Raw genomic sequence first — 14,455 nt, 5'->3', positions numbered from 1 at the left:
GCGGCGGGCCGGGTCCGCACCCTTGGGGGGCGCAGGGTGTGGGCGCGGTTCGCCCGGCGGGGGCGGGCCGCGGCCGGCGCCGCGGCAGCGCCGCTCGCGCCGCCTCCGTTCCGGCCCGCGACCGCCGCCGTGCCGGTGCCGGCTGCCGAGCGCCAGCATGCGCCCTCCGACGGCTGGGCCGCGCAAGAAGGCGGCACCCGCGGCGGCGCCCTGGCCGATCCTGCCCACGTATATACCGTGCGCGACCGCGCCGGGCTGCTGGCGGCCCTGGGCGCGGCGGCGCCGGCGCGCATCGTGCGGGTGGCCGGCATCATCGACATGAGCGAGGGCCGGGCCTTTGCCGACAGCGCCGACCAGGCCAGGCGCGGCACGGTGCGCATTCCCGCGAACACCACGCTGATCGGCGTGGCGCCCGGCGCCGGCTTCGTCAACGGCGCGCTGTCGGTGGCCAACGTGTCCCAGGTGGTGATCCGCAACCTGGCGCTGCGCAATCCCTGCGACGTCAATCCGCGCTGGGATCCGCAGGATGGACCGAAGGGCAACTGGAATTCGCTGTTCGACGCCATCACGGTATCGAACGCGCGCCACGTCTGGATCGACCACAACAGCTTTACCGACGCTCCCGACACCGACGACAGGCATCCGGTCGAGAACGGCAAGCTGAAGCAGTGCCACGACGGCGCGCTCGACATCAACCAGGGCTCGGATTTCGTCAGCGTCACCTACAACCACTTCGCGCTGCACGAAAAGAACCTCTTGATTGGCTCGAGCGACCGCGCCCTTGGGGACCAGGGCCGCCTGCGCGTCACGCTCAAGGGCAACCTGTTCGAGCATGTCGCCGAACGCGCCCCACGGGTGCGCTACGGCCAGGTCCACCTGCTGAACAACTATTATGTCGGCGACCGCAAGCATCCCGCCTACGGCCACGGCTACAGCGTCGGCGTGGCCCATGCCTCACGCATCATCTCGGACGCGAATGCCTTCGACATCGCCGGCGCCACCAGTTGCCGGCAGGTGGTGCGCGACCCGGGCGCCAGTCCCGGCATCTTCAGCGACAAGGCTTCGCTGCTGAACGGACAGGCGCTGGTCGATTGCCCCCACGGCGGCGACGCCGGCTGGCGCGTGCCCTACGGCTTCAGCGCCCTGCCTGCGTCCGAGGTGGCGCGCCATGTGCGCGAGCATGCCGGCCCGCGCCCGCTCGCGGCGGACGCCGATGGTTATGCCGAGGCGCGCTTCGTCCCGTCCGTGGGCAGCCCCTTCCTGCTGCGCGCGCGCCAGGACGCCAACGGCGACTGGCAGGGCGCCAGCCTGCAGCTGAGCGAGGACCGCAAGGTCTGGGTGGTAGAACTGCTGGAGTCGCGCGGCGGCGAGATCAAGCGCATCAAGCAGGTGCGCCGCAACGCCTCGCTGCCGGGCGTGCCGGTGGTGCTGCGCCATGCGGCCGAACCGGGACCGCAGGGCGAACTCGTGAACGTCTCGGTGGACGGAGACCGCGCCACCTGGCTGGTGGCGCCACCCTTCCCGGCCACGCGGCCGGTCAGCTGGGAAGCGGGCACACATACCCTGCTCGACCTGCGCGGCGGCCCTGCCGGCACCCCGCCCGAGCGCGTGACCGTGCACGTCGGCGCCGACCGCATCGCCTTGCAGGCCGGCGACGCGCCGCAGACCGTCCAGGTCGGCGGTGCCTCCCGCATCGCGGTACTGTCCACCGATCCGCGCATCGCGCACGCCGACGCCGCAAGCGGCGCCCTGCGCCTCACCCCGCGCGCCGCGGGCAGCACCAGGGTAGCGGTGCGCAGCCTCGATGATCCATGGGCGCAGGCCGTGTTCACGGTCGACGTGGGCGCAGCCTTTGCCGCACCAAGGGGCACGGCCCTGCCCGCGGGCGCCACCGCTTATCCTGCCCATGGCGAGCGCGGCGTGCCGCCCGATACGCCGCTGCGCCTCGTCTTCGCGCAAGAACCGGCCCTCACCGGCGAAGGCAGCGTGCGCGTCTACCGCAAGCGTGACAAGGCCCTGGTCGCGGTCATCCGTCCGGGAGAAACCGTCACCGCGGTCGCGCCGGGCGAGCGCCGGCGCCTGGTGCGCCAGCATCCGATCCGCGTGCTCGGCAAGGAACTGTACGTGCGCATGCCGCAGGCGCTCGAACGCGGCCTCGAGTACGAGGCGGTGATCGACGCCCGGCTGCTGCGCGCCCGGGGCTTCCAGGGCGCCCGCTGGTCCTTCCGCACCACGCCCTATCTGCCGGTGGGTGACAGCGTGACCGTGGACGACGACGGGCGCGCCGACTTCCGCACCGTGCAGGGCGCGCTCGACTACGCCATGACGCTGCCGCGCGCGCAGGCGCTCACCGTGAACGTGCGCGACGGGGTCTATCCGGAACTGCTCTACCTGGTCGACAAGGACAACCTCATGCTGCGCGGCCAGAGCCGCGAAGCGACGATCATCCGCGCGCCCAACAGCGACACCCGCAACCCGGGATCGGGCGCGGGCCAGCCCGAGGGTTCGGCCGGCGTGACGGGCGGCCGGGCCCTGTTCCTGGCCGAGGACGCCGACATGCTGGAACTGCGCGACATCGCCCTGCACAACAGCACCCGCCGCAGCGATGGTCATTCGGCCCAGGCCGAGACGCTCTTCTTCCGCAGCGACCAAGGTCGCCTGATCGCACGCAATGCCCACTTCTCGAGCGAGCAGGACACGCTGCAGCTGCACGGCTACGCCTGGTTCTACAGGTCGCTCATCGAAGGCAACGTCGACTTCGTGTGGGGGAACAACCGCGCCGCCCTGTTCGAGGAAAGCGAACTGCGCACCGTCGGCGACAGCGCCAACCCGCACAGCGGCGGCTACATCGTGCAGGCGCGCACCGTGGGCAAGGACGAGCCGGGCTTCGTGTTCCTGCGTTCGCGCCTGACGCGCGGCCCAGGCCCGGCGGGCAACCTGCCGCCGATCGGGGCCACCTATTTCGCGCGCTCGCCCGGCACCGCCAACACCTGGGACAACGTGTCCTTCATCGCGTGCAGCGTCGGCCCGCACATCGCTCCGGACGCCTGGTACCGCAAGCCGCCGCCGAATCCCCTGGAGGGCGGCTGGCGCGAATATGGGAACAGGACGGAAGACGGGCAGCCGCGCAGCTATGGCGGCTACCAGATGGACAGTGCGCAGGCCGAGCGCCTGTCGACGCGCGCCGCGGTGTTCGCGGGCCGCGGCTGGAATCCCCAGCCATGAGAAACCGAACGGCCATGCCGGCCGCATAAAGGCGCGCGCAAGGATTGACAATGCCGTTTACAGATGTAATTCTAGCTGAAGATTACAACTGTAAATGGTACTGTCATGCCGCATTCTTCTCACATCAATATCAGCGACGCCGAGTCGCACGTCATGGAGGTGCTGTGGCGCGCGCCCGGCCCGGTGGTGGCCGAGCAGGTCGTCGTCGCCCTCTCCGAAAGCCAGCACTGGCAGAGCGCCACCGTCAAGACGCTCCTCAACCGCCTGCTCAAGAAAGGCGCGATCGCCGCACAAAAGGATGGGCGGCGCTTCCTCTACCACGCGGTGCTGCCGCGCGAGGCCTGGCTGGCGCGCGAAAGCGAAAGCCTGGTGCAGCGCCTGTTCGGCGGGCGCATCGCGCCGCTGGTCGCGCATTTCGGCAGCCAGAAGAAATTGTCGCAGGCGGACATCCAGGAACTGCGCAAGCTGATCGACGAGCTCGATGATGGCCAGTGAGCGCATTTCGCTCGTGCTGCCACGGAGCGCGACATAGCGAACAAGGTCACGCCACAACCGTAAAGACGGCCCGGTTGGCATATAATTGGTTGGTCCACTTGAAACATTATCTGTACCAAACTAAGATGCGCCCTTTGGCATCGGCCAATCAATCATTACGACGGACCCATCGATGAAAAAAACCGCTGCGCTGAACGACAACAGCGTCAACGAGCCACGGCTGTACCGGGTGGTCTCGGCCAAGATCGAGGAGCTGATCCGCGCCGAGAACATCCGCCCCGGCGAGCGCCTGCCGGCCGAACGCGAGCTGGCCACCAAGCTCGGCGTCAGCCGTACCTCGCTGCGTGAGGCCCTGATCGCCCTGGAACTGGGCGGCACGGTCGAAGTGCGCGGCGGCTCGGGGGTGTACGTCAGCGAACAGGCCCAGCCCCAGGCCGAGGTGCCGACCGCCGGCCCCGGGCCGTTCGAAGTGCTGGCCGCGCGCCGCCTGATCGAGGTCGAAGTCGCGGCGCTCGCCGCCAAGCATGCCAGCGCTTCGGCCATCGACGCCATCCTGCGCGCGGTGGAAGAGATGGAGCAGCACCACGAGGACCGCAGCGGCAACGAATCGGCCGACCGCAACTTCCACCTGGCGATCGCGCGCGCCACCGGCAACAGCGCGATGGTCGGCGTGATCGAATACCTGTGGAGCCAGCGCGGCTCGCTCTGGCACAAGCTGAAGGAACACTTCCAGACCGAGGAACTGCGCCAGCAGACACTGATCGACCACCGCAACATCTTTGCCGCCATCGCCTCGCACGACGTGGCCGGCGCCCGCACCGCCATGCGCGCCCACCTCGACCGCGTGACCCGTACCTTCTCGCGCGGCTGATTTCCCTGTCCGGTCCGGGCTCCCGGCCCGGACGGCTGCCGGCGTCTCTCCTTCTCCGCTCTTCCTCCATTTTCCGGCTCCCCCTCCCGCCTCGAGCAGAGATTGCCATTCGCATATTTGGCCCAACCACCATGTATTTACTGGTAGACCAGAAAATAACTGGCTCGTCCAGATTGCGAAAGCGGTCAGACCAAAGTAGAATCTGCCACAGACCAATCATCTGCTGATTCCCTGCCGCCGTCGCACCGGGATGGCTTGAAACGGGCAACAGCGCCGTGTATTGGAAGGCAGTGGCTTCGTCACCACCGCGCGGATACCCGGGGTATCCCTTCGCGCGATCCAGGGACACACCCGGACGCAATTCTGATTTGAGCAGGAGACTCGCAGTGAAACAAACTCGTATCACCGAACCACGCTTCCTTCTGTCGGCAGTCACTGCCGCAGTCCTGACCCTGACGAACAGCGCCATCGCGCAGGACGCGCCGATGCAGCGCGTCGAAGTGACCGGTTCCTCGATCAAGCGCCTGGCCACCGAGAATGCCCTGCCGCTGACCACCTACAAGGCCGAAGAACTGACCAACCAGGGCCTGACCACGATGACGGAAGTCGCCGTGGCCCTGACCGTCGCGGCGACCAACGAACCGGTCGGCGGCGGCGGCGGCGGCACCATGATCAACATGCGCGGCCTGAACACCAACCGTACCCTGGTGCTGCTGAACGGCCGCCGCCTGGCCAACGAAGCACTGGGCGCCAGCTCGGTCAACGTCGACGTGATCCCGATGGCGGCCATCGAGCGCGTCGAAGTGCTGCGCGATGGCGCCTCGGCCCTGTACGGCACCGACGCGATCGCCGGCGTGGTCAACTTCATCACCAAGAAATCGGTCAAGGACGTAACCGTCCACGCCAGTACGGTGCAGCCGCAACAATCCGGCGGCGGCGACCAGAAGCGCGTGACCCTCATCGCCGGCAAGGGCGACATGGCCACCGACGGCTGGAACGTCTACACCGCCTTCAGCGCCCAGCGCCGCGAGTCGCTGATGCAGAAGGACCGCCCGAACATCTGGGATCCGGTCAAGCTGGCTGCCCTCGGCGGCAACCCGTTCACCTCGAACACCTCGGGCGGCTCGGCATCGCCTGCGAACTTCACGATCTACCGCAACGGCAAGTCGGCCAACATCACCGGCAACCCGTATTTCGCCTCCGGTTGCGTGGCACCGGGCCTGCCGCAGACCACGATCCCGTCGACCCGTACCAATGCCAACGGCGGCAAGACCTGCATCACCGACCCGACCATCTACCCACAGCTGCTGCCGGAAAACCAGCAGGTCACCCTGTTCACCAAGGGCAGCCTCGCGCATGGCGACGGCGGCGTGCTGACGGTGGAACTGAACCTGTCGCGCTCCTACATCGACGCCATCAGCCCACCGCAGCCCTTCGGTGCGAATACCAACTACGACGTCCGGACCGCTTCGCGCAAGCCCCTGATGATCACCAAGGCCAGCAAGTGGTACCCGGGCGGCAGCGGCGGCGTGCCGGCCGTGGCCGGCCTGAACGGCGAAGACCTGGCGCTGACCTGGAGCCTGGACGAGCTGGGCGCGGCCAAGCTGCACGACGTGCAAAAGAATGCCCGCCTGGTGGTTGCCGATGAAGGCCAGATCAAGGGCTGGGACTACCGCGTCGGCGGCTCCTACGGCTACAGCCACCGCGACACCGGCTTCAAGGAAAATTTCGTGCGTACGCCAGGCGTGTACGCGGGCGTCGCCAACGGCATCCTGAACCCCTTCGGCGCGCAGGATGCCGCCGGCCGTGCCTATCTCGAGAGCATCTCGGCCGACGGCGAGGACTTCCGCGTGGCCGACGTGCGCCACTACGGTGTCGACTTCAACCTGAGCCGCCCCCTGATGGATCTGCCGGGCGGCTCCCTGGGCCTGGCCGTGGGCGGCGACTGGCACCGTGAAACCTACGAGGAAGATGCGCGCATGATCGCCGACGAGGTGGTGTGGCGCGTCTCTGGCTCGCCCGGCAACAACCCGACCGGCGCGCGCCGCGTTGCCGGCCTGTATGCCGAACTCGATGCGCCGGTCACGAAGGAGCTGAACCTGAACTTCGCCGTGCGCGGCGACCATTTCAGCGACTTCGGTTCGACCTGGAATCCAAAGGCCAGCTTCCGCTACCAGCCGATGAAACAGCTGATGGTGCGCGGCACGGTCAGCACCGGCTTCCGCGCGCCGACCCTGCCCGAGCTGTACGGTGTGCCGCGCACGCTGACGCCGTCGACCTCGAGCTGGGACGATCCGCTGCTGTGCCCAAGCGCCACGCCGAACGTGGCCGGCTCCGGTACGCTGACCACCGATCCGCGCTACGCCGGCCTGGGCCTGGACGCCGAGCGCGTCTGCAACACGCGCCTGACCACGCTCACCGGCGCCAACCCGGACCTGCAGCCGGAGAAGTCGAAGACCTACACCATCGGCTTCGTGATCGAACCGGTCAAGAACTTCGTCGCTACCGTCGACTTCTGGAAGATCGACATGAAGGGGACGATCGCGCAGATCAACGAAGATTCGATCTTCGACAACCTGGCGCGCTACCAGGACCTGTTCGTGCGTAACCCGGACGGCACGCTTGCGTATATCACGAAGACGCGCCTGAACATGGGCGGCCTGAAGACCCAGGGCATCGACCTGAGCCTGAACTACTCGTACCCGACCAAGAACTGGGGCCGCTTCGGTTTCTCGATGGACGGCACCTATACCGACAAGTACGAAGGCCAGAACGACGTCGGCAGCCCATGGGTCGACAGCGTCGGCCGCATCGGCGCCCTGTCCACCGGTTCGACCTCGGCCAACACCTACATCTTCAAGTGGAAGAGCCAGGCGCGCGTGAACTGGAACTACGGTCCCTTCTTCGCCCAGCTGACGCAGCAGTACTCGTCGAGCTACGAAGACACCAACGCGCTGCCGACCCAGCAGCCGGGCCAGCCCTTCTACAACGTGATCGCACCGTACCGCGTGTACAACCTGTCGACCAGCTGGAAGGTGAACAAGCAGCTGAAGATCGGCGCCGGCGTGAACAACCTGTTCGACACCGAGCCGCCACTGTCGAACCAGCGCCTGTCCTCGCGTGTCGTGTTTGCGCAGAACATCGCCAAGCCGATCGGGCGTGCGTTCACGCTGCGCGCGGACTACACGTTCTAAGCGTCTCCGGACCGTGACCAACGCAGGGCGGACGCTTACCCCGTCCGCCCTGCGCACATTCTCTCCCGCCATGAAGCACCTTCCCTTCGCCCTGATCTTCTCTAGCGCACTTGCCAGCCACGCGCTCGCGGCTGCTCCGACCTTCTCCATTCGCCAGGTGGCGCCGCCGGACGGCTGGGCCGCCCAGGCCGGTGGCACCCGCGGCGGCGCCGATGCCCCTGCCGCCAACGTCTTCACCGTCACCGATGCCGCGCAGCTGCGCACGGCGCTCGGAAAAGGCATCCAGGGCAGCCGGATCGTGCAGGTCGCCGGCCTCATCGACATGAGCGAAGGCCGCCCCTATGCGAGCAAGGCCGACCAGGCCAAACGCGGGCTGGTCGCGCTGCCCGCCAATACCACGCTGGTCGGCGTGGGCCCGGACGCTGGCTTCGTCAACGCGCACCTGAAGGTGTCGAAGGTCTCGCAGGTCATCATCCGCAAGCTCAGGCTGCGCAACCCCTGCGACGTCGCCCCGGAGTGGGACCCGCAGGACGGCAGCGAAGGCGGCTGGAACGCCGATTTCGACGGCATCTCGATCGTCGCCTCGCACCACGTCTGGGTCGACCGCAACAGCTTCACCGATGCCCCGGTCACCGACGACACGCTGCCGATCGAACACGGCAAGCTCAAGCAGTGCCACGACGGCTCGCTCGACATCCGCGAGGGCAGCGACTACGTGACGGTGTCGTACAACCATTTCGCGCTGCACGCCAAGAACATGCTGATCGGCGCCAGCGACAAGGCGCCGGACGATGCCGGGCGCCTGCGCGTCACTGTCAGCCACAACCTGTTCGAGCACGTCGCCAGCCGCTCGCCGCGCGTGCGCTTCGGCCAGGTCCACCTCTTCAACAACTACCACGTGGGCGACCGCAAGCACCCGGTCTACCGCCACGGCTACAGCGTCGGCGTGGCGAAAGGGGCGCGCATCGTCTCGCATGCGAACGCCTTCGAAATTCTTGGCGCCCGCTCCTGTGTCGATGCGGTGCGCCCGTTCGCCACGGGCGCGGACGCCGGCAGCTTCGTCGACTCCGGCTCGCTGCTGAACGGCGCCCCGCAGGCGCCCTGCGGCGCCGGCGGGGCGCCCTCCTGGACCGTGCCCTACCCCTTCCACCCGCTCCCGGCCGACGCCGTGCCCGCCCATGTGCGCGCGCATGCGGGCGCCGGCCAATAAAAGGAAACCCCATGACAACGCGACACATCAATCCGCAACGCCGTTCGCTGCTGTATGCTGCATCGGCATCGGTGGCCGGTCTGGCTGTGGGACCGGCGCTTGCCGCAAGCGGAGGAACCAAGGTGGCACAAGACGATCCCTGGGCGCGCGCCCAAAGCATCATCGACGGGTTCAGGAAACCGCTCGTCTTCCCCAAGCGCGATTTTTCGATTACCGCCTACGGCGCCAAGCCCTGCGAGGCGGTCATGGTGACCGGCTACGTGGCCGACCACGAAGAGGGCAAGCTCAGCACCCCGGCGCCGGGCGCCCATGACTGCTACGCGGCGATCGCGGCGGCCATTGCCGCCTGCAGCGCGGCGGGCGGCGGGCGCGTCGTGATCCCGGCCGGTAACTGGCTGGTGAAAGGCCCGATCGTCCTGAAGTCGAACGTCAACGTGCACCTGGCCAAGGGCGCCCACGTCTACTTCAGCAACGATCCGGAAGACTTCGCCAAATACGGCGACTATGACTGCGGACCCAAGGGCAAGCTGGTGATCTCGCGCTGGCAGAGCAACGACTGCCTGAACTATTCGCCGATGGTCTACGCCTACGGCCAGACCAACATCGCCCTCACCGGCGAAGACTGGACCAGCATCCTCGACGGCCAGGGCGGCGTGCCGCGCGCCGATGGCGAGACCTGGTGGGACTGGAAAGGAAAGCGCAAGGGCGTGGCAGGAAAAGCGCCCAACCCGCAGCGCACGCAGATCGCCGTCAACCCGCTCAATCCTTCGTCGATCCGGGCAGTGGCCCCGAATCTGAACGACGCCCAGGTCGCGCTCATGGAGGGCAAGAACGACAAGTGGCGCACCGACGAAGCCTACCTGCCGACCCTGTCGGAAGCGGGCGTGCCGGCCGCCAGGCGGGTGTTCGGCCGCGGCCACTACCTGCGCCCGTGCATGGTCGAGTTCATCGGCTGCACCAATGTGCTGATGCAGGGCTACCAGCTGAACCAGACGCCGTTCTGGCAGCACCATCCTGTCAACTGCAGCAAGGTCGAGATCCGCGGCGTGCACATGGACAGCATGGGTCCCAACAGCGACGGCTTCGACCCCGAGGCCTGCAATACCGTGCTGGTCGACGGCTGCACCTTCAACAGCGGCGACGACTGCATCGCCATCAAGGCCGGCAAGAACCGCGACACCCAGTTCGGCCCGACCCAGAACGTGGTGATCCAGAACTGCGTCATGAACAGCGGCCATGGCGGCGTCACGCTGGGCAGCGAGATGTCGGGCGGGATCCAGCACGTGTATGCGCAGGACATCGAGTTCCGCAACGCGCATTGGGCCACCGACCCGCTCAACACCGCGATCCGCCTGAAGACCAACATGAACCGCGGCGGCTTCCTGCGCCATTTCTACGTGCGTAACGTGACCATGCCGAATGGCGTCAACCTCAAGCCGCAGTTCTACACCCCGCTCCCGGGCTCGCCGATCAAGCCCAAGTCGGTGGGCGCCGGAGCCGGCGCGGTGATCACCTTCGACTGCGACTACGCGCCGAACGCCGACAACGTGCGTACCCGTCCGCCAGTCGTGGAGCACATCCACATCTCGGGCGTCAGGGTGGGCAACGTCGCGACGGAGAATGGTCCTCGCTCGTGCTACCAGGCGCTGCTGCTGCTCGGCCCGGTCGCCTTCGACTACAACGGCGAGCAGCCGGTCGACATCCTGCCGATCCGCGACGTGACCATCACCGACTGCGACTTCGGCACCCCGGTGAACGCGGACCAGCCCTGGTTCATCCACAACGTCCGCAACGTCAAGCTGAGCAGGGTCACCATCGCGGGCAAGGCCTACAACACCACCCTGCAAGCCTGACCTGCACCGGTATCGGTGCAGGATGAGCTAGGATGTCGGATTGACAGCCACCGTTCCCGCCCCGACACCGATGTTCGAACTGATCAACGCCATCCCGCGCAGCCTGATTCTTCCTCCCGCCAGCCTGTTCCTGCTGATCCTGATCGGGCTGGCGCTGTGGCGCCGCTGGCCGCGCACCGGGCGTGCGCTGGCGGGAGGCGGGGTGGCGGCACTGGCCTTGCTGTCGATGCCGAAGGTGGCGGAACTGTTCGTCAGGCCGCTGGAGCGGATGACCGCGCCCTTGCACGCGCCGGAACGCGCCGGCGCCCAGGCGATCGTCGTGCTCGCCGCCGGACGGCTGCGCGATGCGCCGGAATACGGCAGACGCGACATCCCCGATGTCACCGCCCTGGCGCGCCTGCGCTACGCGGCCCACCTGCAGCGGCGCACGAAGCTGCCCGTGCTCGTCAGCGGCGGCACGGTCGGGGAGCCTCGCGCCGGTGAACAGCCATATTCGCTGGCCGATGCGATGGCGACCGCCTTGCGCGAGGATTTCGGCGTGCCGGTGCAATGGGTCGAAGCGCGCTCGCGCGACACCGCCGAAAACGCCGCCTACAGCGCCGCACTGCTGCGCAAGAGCGAGGTCCGGCGTGTCCTGCTGGTGACCGACGCCATGCACATGGCACGCTCGCGTGGCGCTTTCGAACGCGCCGGACTCGAGGTGGTCGACGCGCCCACCATGTTCTTCACCGGCCAGGCCCGCAGCATCCATGCCTGGGTGCCCAGTGCCGAGGGCTTGCGCCGCTCCTGGTACGCCATGTATGAATTGATCGGCTTGGGCTGGTACCGGTTGCGCGCGGGCGGCGCGCAGGCCCCTGAGCGCTGAGCGCTCAGCCGCCGGCCCGCTTCGGCTGGTGGCCGAGCTTCCTGAGCGTTTCCATGATCAGGTCGCAATGCTCGCCCTGCACTTCGATCACCCCATCCTTCACGGTGCCGCCGGAACCGCATGCGGTGCGCAACTGCTTGCCCAGCTGGGCCAGTGCGGCGGCGTCGAGCGCCAGCCCTTTCACGAGCGTCACGCTCTTGCCGCCCCGGCCCTTGGTTTGCAGGGAGACGCGCACCACGCCGTCGCCCTTGACCGCGCTTTTCGCCTTGCACTCGCAGGCCGAGACGGGTTTGCGGCATGCGGGGCACATGCGGCCGCTCTCGGTGGAATAGACGAGGCCGCTGTTCGAACTGCTTTTCATGTTCTGTTCAAGAATAGGTACGGAAGGAAGCTGCGAGTGTAGCAGCTCGGGAAGGCCGGCCGATGCCGCCGCCTGCCATCAGAGCCGCGGCGGCAGCTCCGGACGCGCCTTGCACCATTGCAAAAGCCACTCGACAGGAGTGTCGAGATCGCCAGCCGGCGTTCCGTGGGACGGCGGCATCTCGACGTACTTCAGCGCGGCATTGCAATCTCCCATTTTCGCTCCTTGGAGGAAGATGGCCCTGGCCAGGTCGAGATCGCCGTTCTGCTCGAGAATGAGCGCGTACCGATAATAGGCCTCCGGACGGCGGCTTTGCATCGCTTTCTGAAGCAGCCTGGGCGCTTCGCCCGCGTCGGGGGATTCCGCACGGCCCGCTGCGAGCAGCCTGCCCAGGGCAAGCTCGGCGCGGCCTTCACTGCGGCCAAGCGCCTTGCGGTACAGTGCCGCCGCCTGTGGATCGTCCTGGACATTTCCAAGGCCCAGCTCGAAGCTGCGGCCGAGATAGTACAGGCCTGCCGCATCGTCCTGTTCCGCCGCCCGTGCGATCCAGGCCACCGCCGCCGCACGCTCTCCATCGGATGCGGCGCGCTGCATCCCCAGCATGCCGAGCCGCAGCTGCGCCGCAGCCAGCCCGCCCTCGGCGGAGCGCGTCAGCCAGGACAGCGCCTTGTCCATGTCGAGCTCTCCCGCCGTGCCGTACTGGTAGGCCCACGCCAGGTTGGCCTGGGCCCAGCCGTGCCCCTGCTCCGCCGCTTTCGCGTACCAGTAGACCGCCTGCTTCTGGTCTCGCGGCACGCCGAGCCCACGGTAGTACAGCACGCCGAGATTGTTCTGTGCGATCGCATTGCCTGCTTGCGCCGCCAGCAGGTACCAGGCGGCGGCCTGCACGGGATCGGCCTTGACGTGGGTGCCGTGCTGGTACCAGGCGCCCAGGGTATTCTGGGCGACCGGATCGCCCGCTTCAGCAAGTTGCCTGGTGCGGGCGAGCAGCACCCCATCCTGCGCCTGCGTCTTTGGCGCCGCGCCGGATATCCAGACAAATTGCGTCTTGAGCCATCCCGTGGGTGCCTGGCCGGTGGCGAGCACCCCATGGAACAGGCAGTTGCGCATGGACGCGAGCGCCGCCTCGTCCAGGTCGGCCCTGCCGCTGGAGGTAAAGACGCGCGCATCGGTCACGCGCCCCAGTTCGCCGATCTGCACTTCGACCGTCGTCTTGCCGCCGGCGCCCTGCGCCAGGGCGGCCGCGGGATAGACGGGCCGCCTGCAGGCGTTCAGGTCCATGGCCATCACCTGCTGCGGATCCTGCAAGCGCGCGGCAAAGCCATCGGCGGGAAGAACGGCCGCAGCAGCGGCCAGGGCGAGGATGAGCGTTTTCATACGCCGACTGTACGTCATCGCACGGCGTCACACATACACGGATTGTCACTTCTTCGGACCGGGGATCCTCAGCAGCACCCGCTCCATGCCACAGCCGGCGATGTAATACCGGCCCTGCTCCTTCGTCACCTCGACCCTGAGGTAAGTGCCCTCGTCGAACCTGTCGGTCTTGACATGGTAGCGGTAGGTGACGGTACGGATCCATTCGTCCTTCACGCCACGCACGCCGTGTTCCGTGTTGTGATAACGGTACTCCTTGATGTTCCCGAAGCCTTTCTGCATCAACTCCAGCGCCCCGATCAGCACTTCTCGCGAATAGGCCGCCTTGAGCTTGGGCGAAGTGGCGGCGTACATGGCCGCCATATCCTTGCCCACGATCTCGCGCACGGTCTGGTCGGCCAGCGCCCGGATCGCGGCGTCCGCGGACGGGTTCGGGGCTGTCGCGGCCATGGAAGGCGGCATGGCCAGCAGCGGCGCCATGGCCAACAGCGTGGAGAAGAGGTGCCGAGCTGGGTTCATAGGCAAGACAAGTGGATGATGATGGTCGCGCGCATTGTAGAGGAAGAATCGTATCGGTCAGGCCGGCCGGTTCTCGGTCCCTTCGCCACGCGTCACGTGCAGCATGCGGCTGGGCGCGCGCACCTTGGCGGTATGCCAGACGCCGCGCGGCACCACGACGGCGCCACTCCCCTCCAGCACGATCGACTCCACCCCGCTGTCGCGCTCGAGCAGCAGCTCGACGCTGCCTGCCAGCAGGTAGACGAACTCGTCGCCATGCGGGTGCATTTCCCAGCTCGGCCAGTCTTGCGTGAACGAGAATTCGCTGACCAGCCAGCCCTTGCCGAAGGCGTCGAGTTCGGATGGCGGCAATTGCCAGAAGGATTCGCCGGGAACGCTGCGTGCGCTGCCGTCTTCGGCAAGGTGGACATAGGTCTGCTGCGGGTCGATTGGCATGACGGCTCCTTCATCGAGAACGGAAGTCTGCCGATGCTATCACCCGCGAT

General features: G+C 67.5%; 11 protein-coding genes. 7 read left to right on the top strand and 4 right to left on the bottom strand.

All coding sequences use genetic code 11. The features are described 5' to 3' along the window. The 7 genes from ACK4S9_RS04195 to ACK4S9_RS04165 form a co-directional block, all read left to right on the top strand. A partial coding sequence (locus tag ACK4S9_RS04195) for a pectinesterase family protein (RefSeq protein WP_409721867.1) occupies positions 1–3,225 on the top strand: 3,225 nt, incomplete at its 5' end. Positions 3,226–3,330: 105 nt separating this feature from the next. Then, positions 3,331–3,720, top strand: coding sequence for a BlaI/MecI/CopY family transcriptional regulator (locus ACK4S9_RS04190; protein ID WP_409721865.1), 390 nt, complete (start codon positions 3,331–3,333; stop codon positions 3,718–3,720). A 172-nt stretch (positions 3,721–3,892) separates the two neighbouring features. Then, the gene (locus ACK4S9_RS04185) at positions 3,893–4,591 is read left to right on the top strand and encodes a FadR/GntR family transcriptional regulator (RefSeq protein WP_409721862.1); all 699 of its coding nucleotides are present in this window, start codon (positions 3,893–3,895) and stop codon (positions 4,589–4,591) included. A 386-nt stretch (positions 4,592–4,977) separates the two neighbouring features. After that, positions 4,978–7,785 (top strand): TonB-dependent receptor plug domain-containing protein, encoded by a 2,808-nt coding sequence (locus ACK4S9_RS04180; RefSeq protein WP_409721859.1) that lies wholly within the window; start codon positions 4,978–4,980, stop codon positions 7,783–7,785. Between the two features lie 70 nt (positions 7,786–7,855). Beyond that, positions 7,856–8,995 (top strand): polysaccharide lyase family 1 protein, encoded by a 1,140-nt coding sequence (locus ACK4S9_RS04175; RefSeq protein WP_409721857.1) that lies wholly within the window; start codon positions 7,856–7,858, stop codon positions 8,993–8,995. A gap of 11 nt (positions 8,996–9,006) precedes the next feature. Further along, the gene (locus ACK4S9_RS04170; RefSeq protein ID WP_409721854.1) at positions 9,007–10,848 is read left to right on the top strand and encodes a glycoside hydrolase family 28 protein; all 1,842 of its coding nucleotides are present in this window, start codon (positions 9,007–9,009) and stop codon (positions 10,846–10,848) included. Between the two features lie 40 nt (positions 10,849–10,888). Then, positions 10,889–11,713, top strand: coding sequence for a YdcF family protein (locus tag ACK4S9_RS04165; protein WP_409721851.1), 825 nt, complete (start codon positions 10,889–10,891; stop codon positions 11,711–11,713). Positions 11,714–11,717: 4 nt separating this feature from the next. Here the strand turns inward: ACK4S9_RS04165 and ACK4S9_RS04160 are convergent, their stop codons facing one another. The 4 genes from ACK4S9_RS04160 to ACK4S9_RS04145 all read right to left on the bottom strand — a co-directional run bounded on the left by ACK4S9_RS04160 (position 11,718) and on the right by ACK4S9_RS04145 (position 14,405). After that, complete coding sequence (locus tag ACK4S9_RS04160) at positions 11,718–12,074, bottom strand: translation initiation factor Sui1 (protein WP_409721848.1); 357 nt, start codon at positions 12,072–12,074, stop codon at positions 11,718–11,720. A 78-nt stretch (positions 12,075–12,152) separates the two neighbouring features. Continuing rightward, on the bottom strand, positions 12,153–13,451 hold the full coding sequence (locus tag ACK4S9_RS04155) for a TonB family protein (protein WP_409721845.1): 1,299 nt from the start codon (positions 13,449–13,451) through the stop codon (positions 12,153–12,155). Between the two features lie 45 nt (positions 13,452–13,496). After that, positions 13,497–13,970 (bottom strand): hypothetical protein, encoded by a 474-nt coding sequence (locus ACK4S9_RS04150; protein WP_409721843.1) that lies wholly within the window; start codon positions 13,968–13,970, stop codon positions 13,497–13,499. Positions 13,971–14,027: 57 nt separating this feature from the next. Next, positions 14,028–14,405, bottom strand: coding sequence for a cupin domain-containing protein (locus ACK4S9_RS04145; RefSeq protein WP_409721840.1), 378 nt, complete (start codon positions 14,403–14,405; stop codon positions 14,028–14,030). Positions 14,406–14,455: the final 50 nt, after the last annotated feature.

Origin of the sequence: Massilia sp. (assembly GCF_046293535.1) — a bacterium.
Classification (GTDB): Bacteria; Pseudomonadota; Gammaproteobacteria; order Burkholderiales; family Burkholderiaceae_D; genus Telluria.
This window is presented reverse-complemented; position numbering and strand designations above follow the sequence as displayed.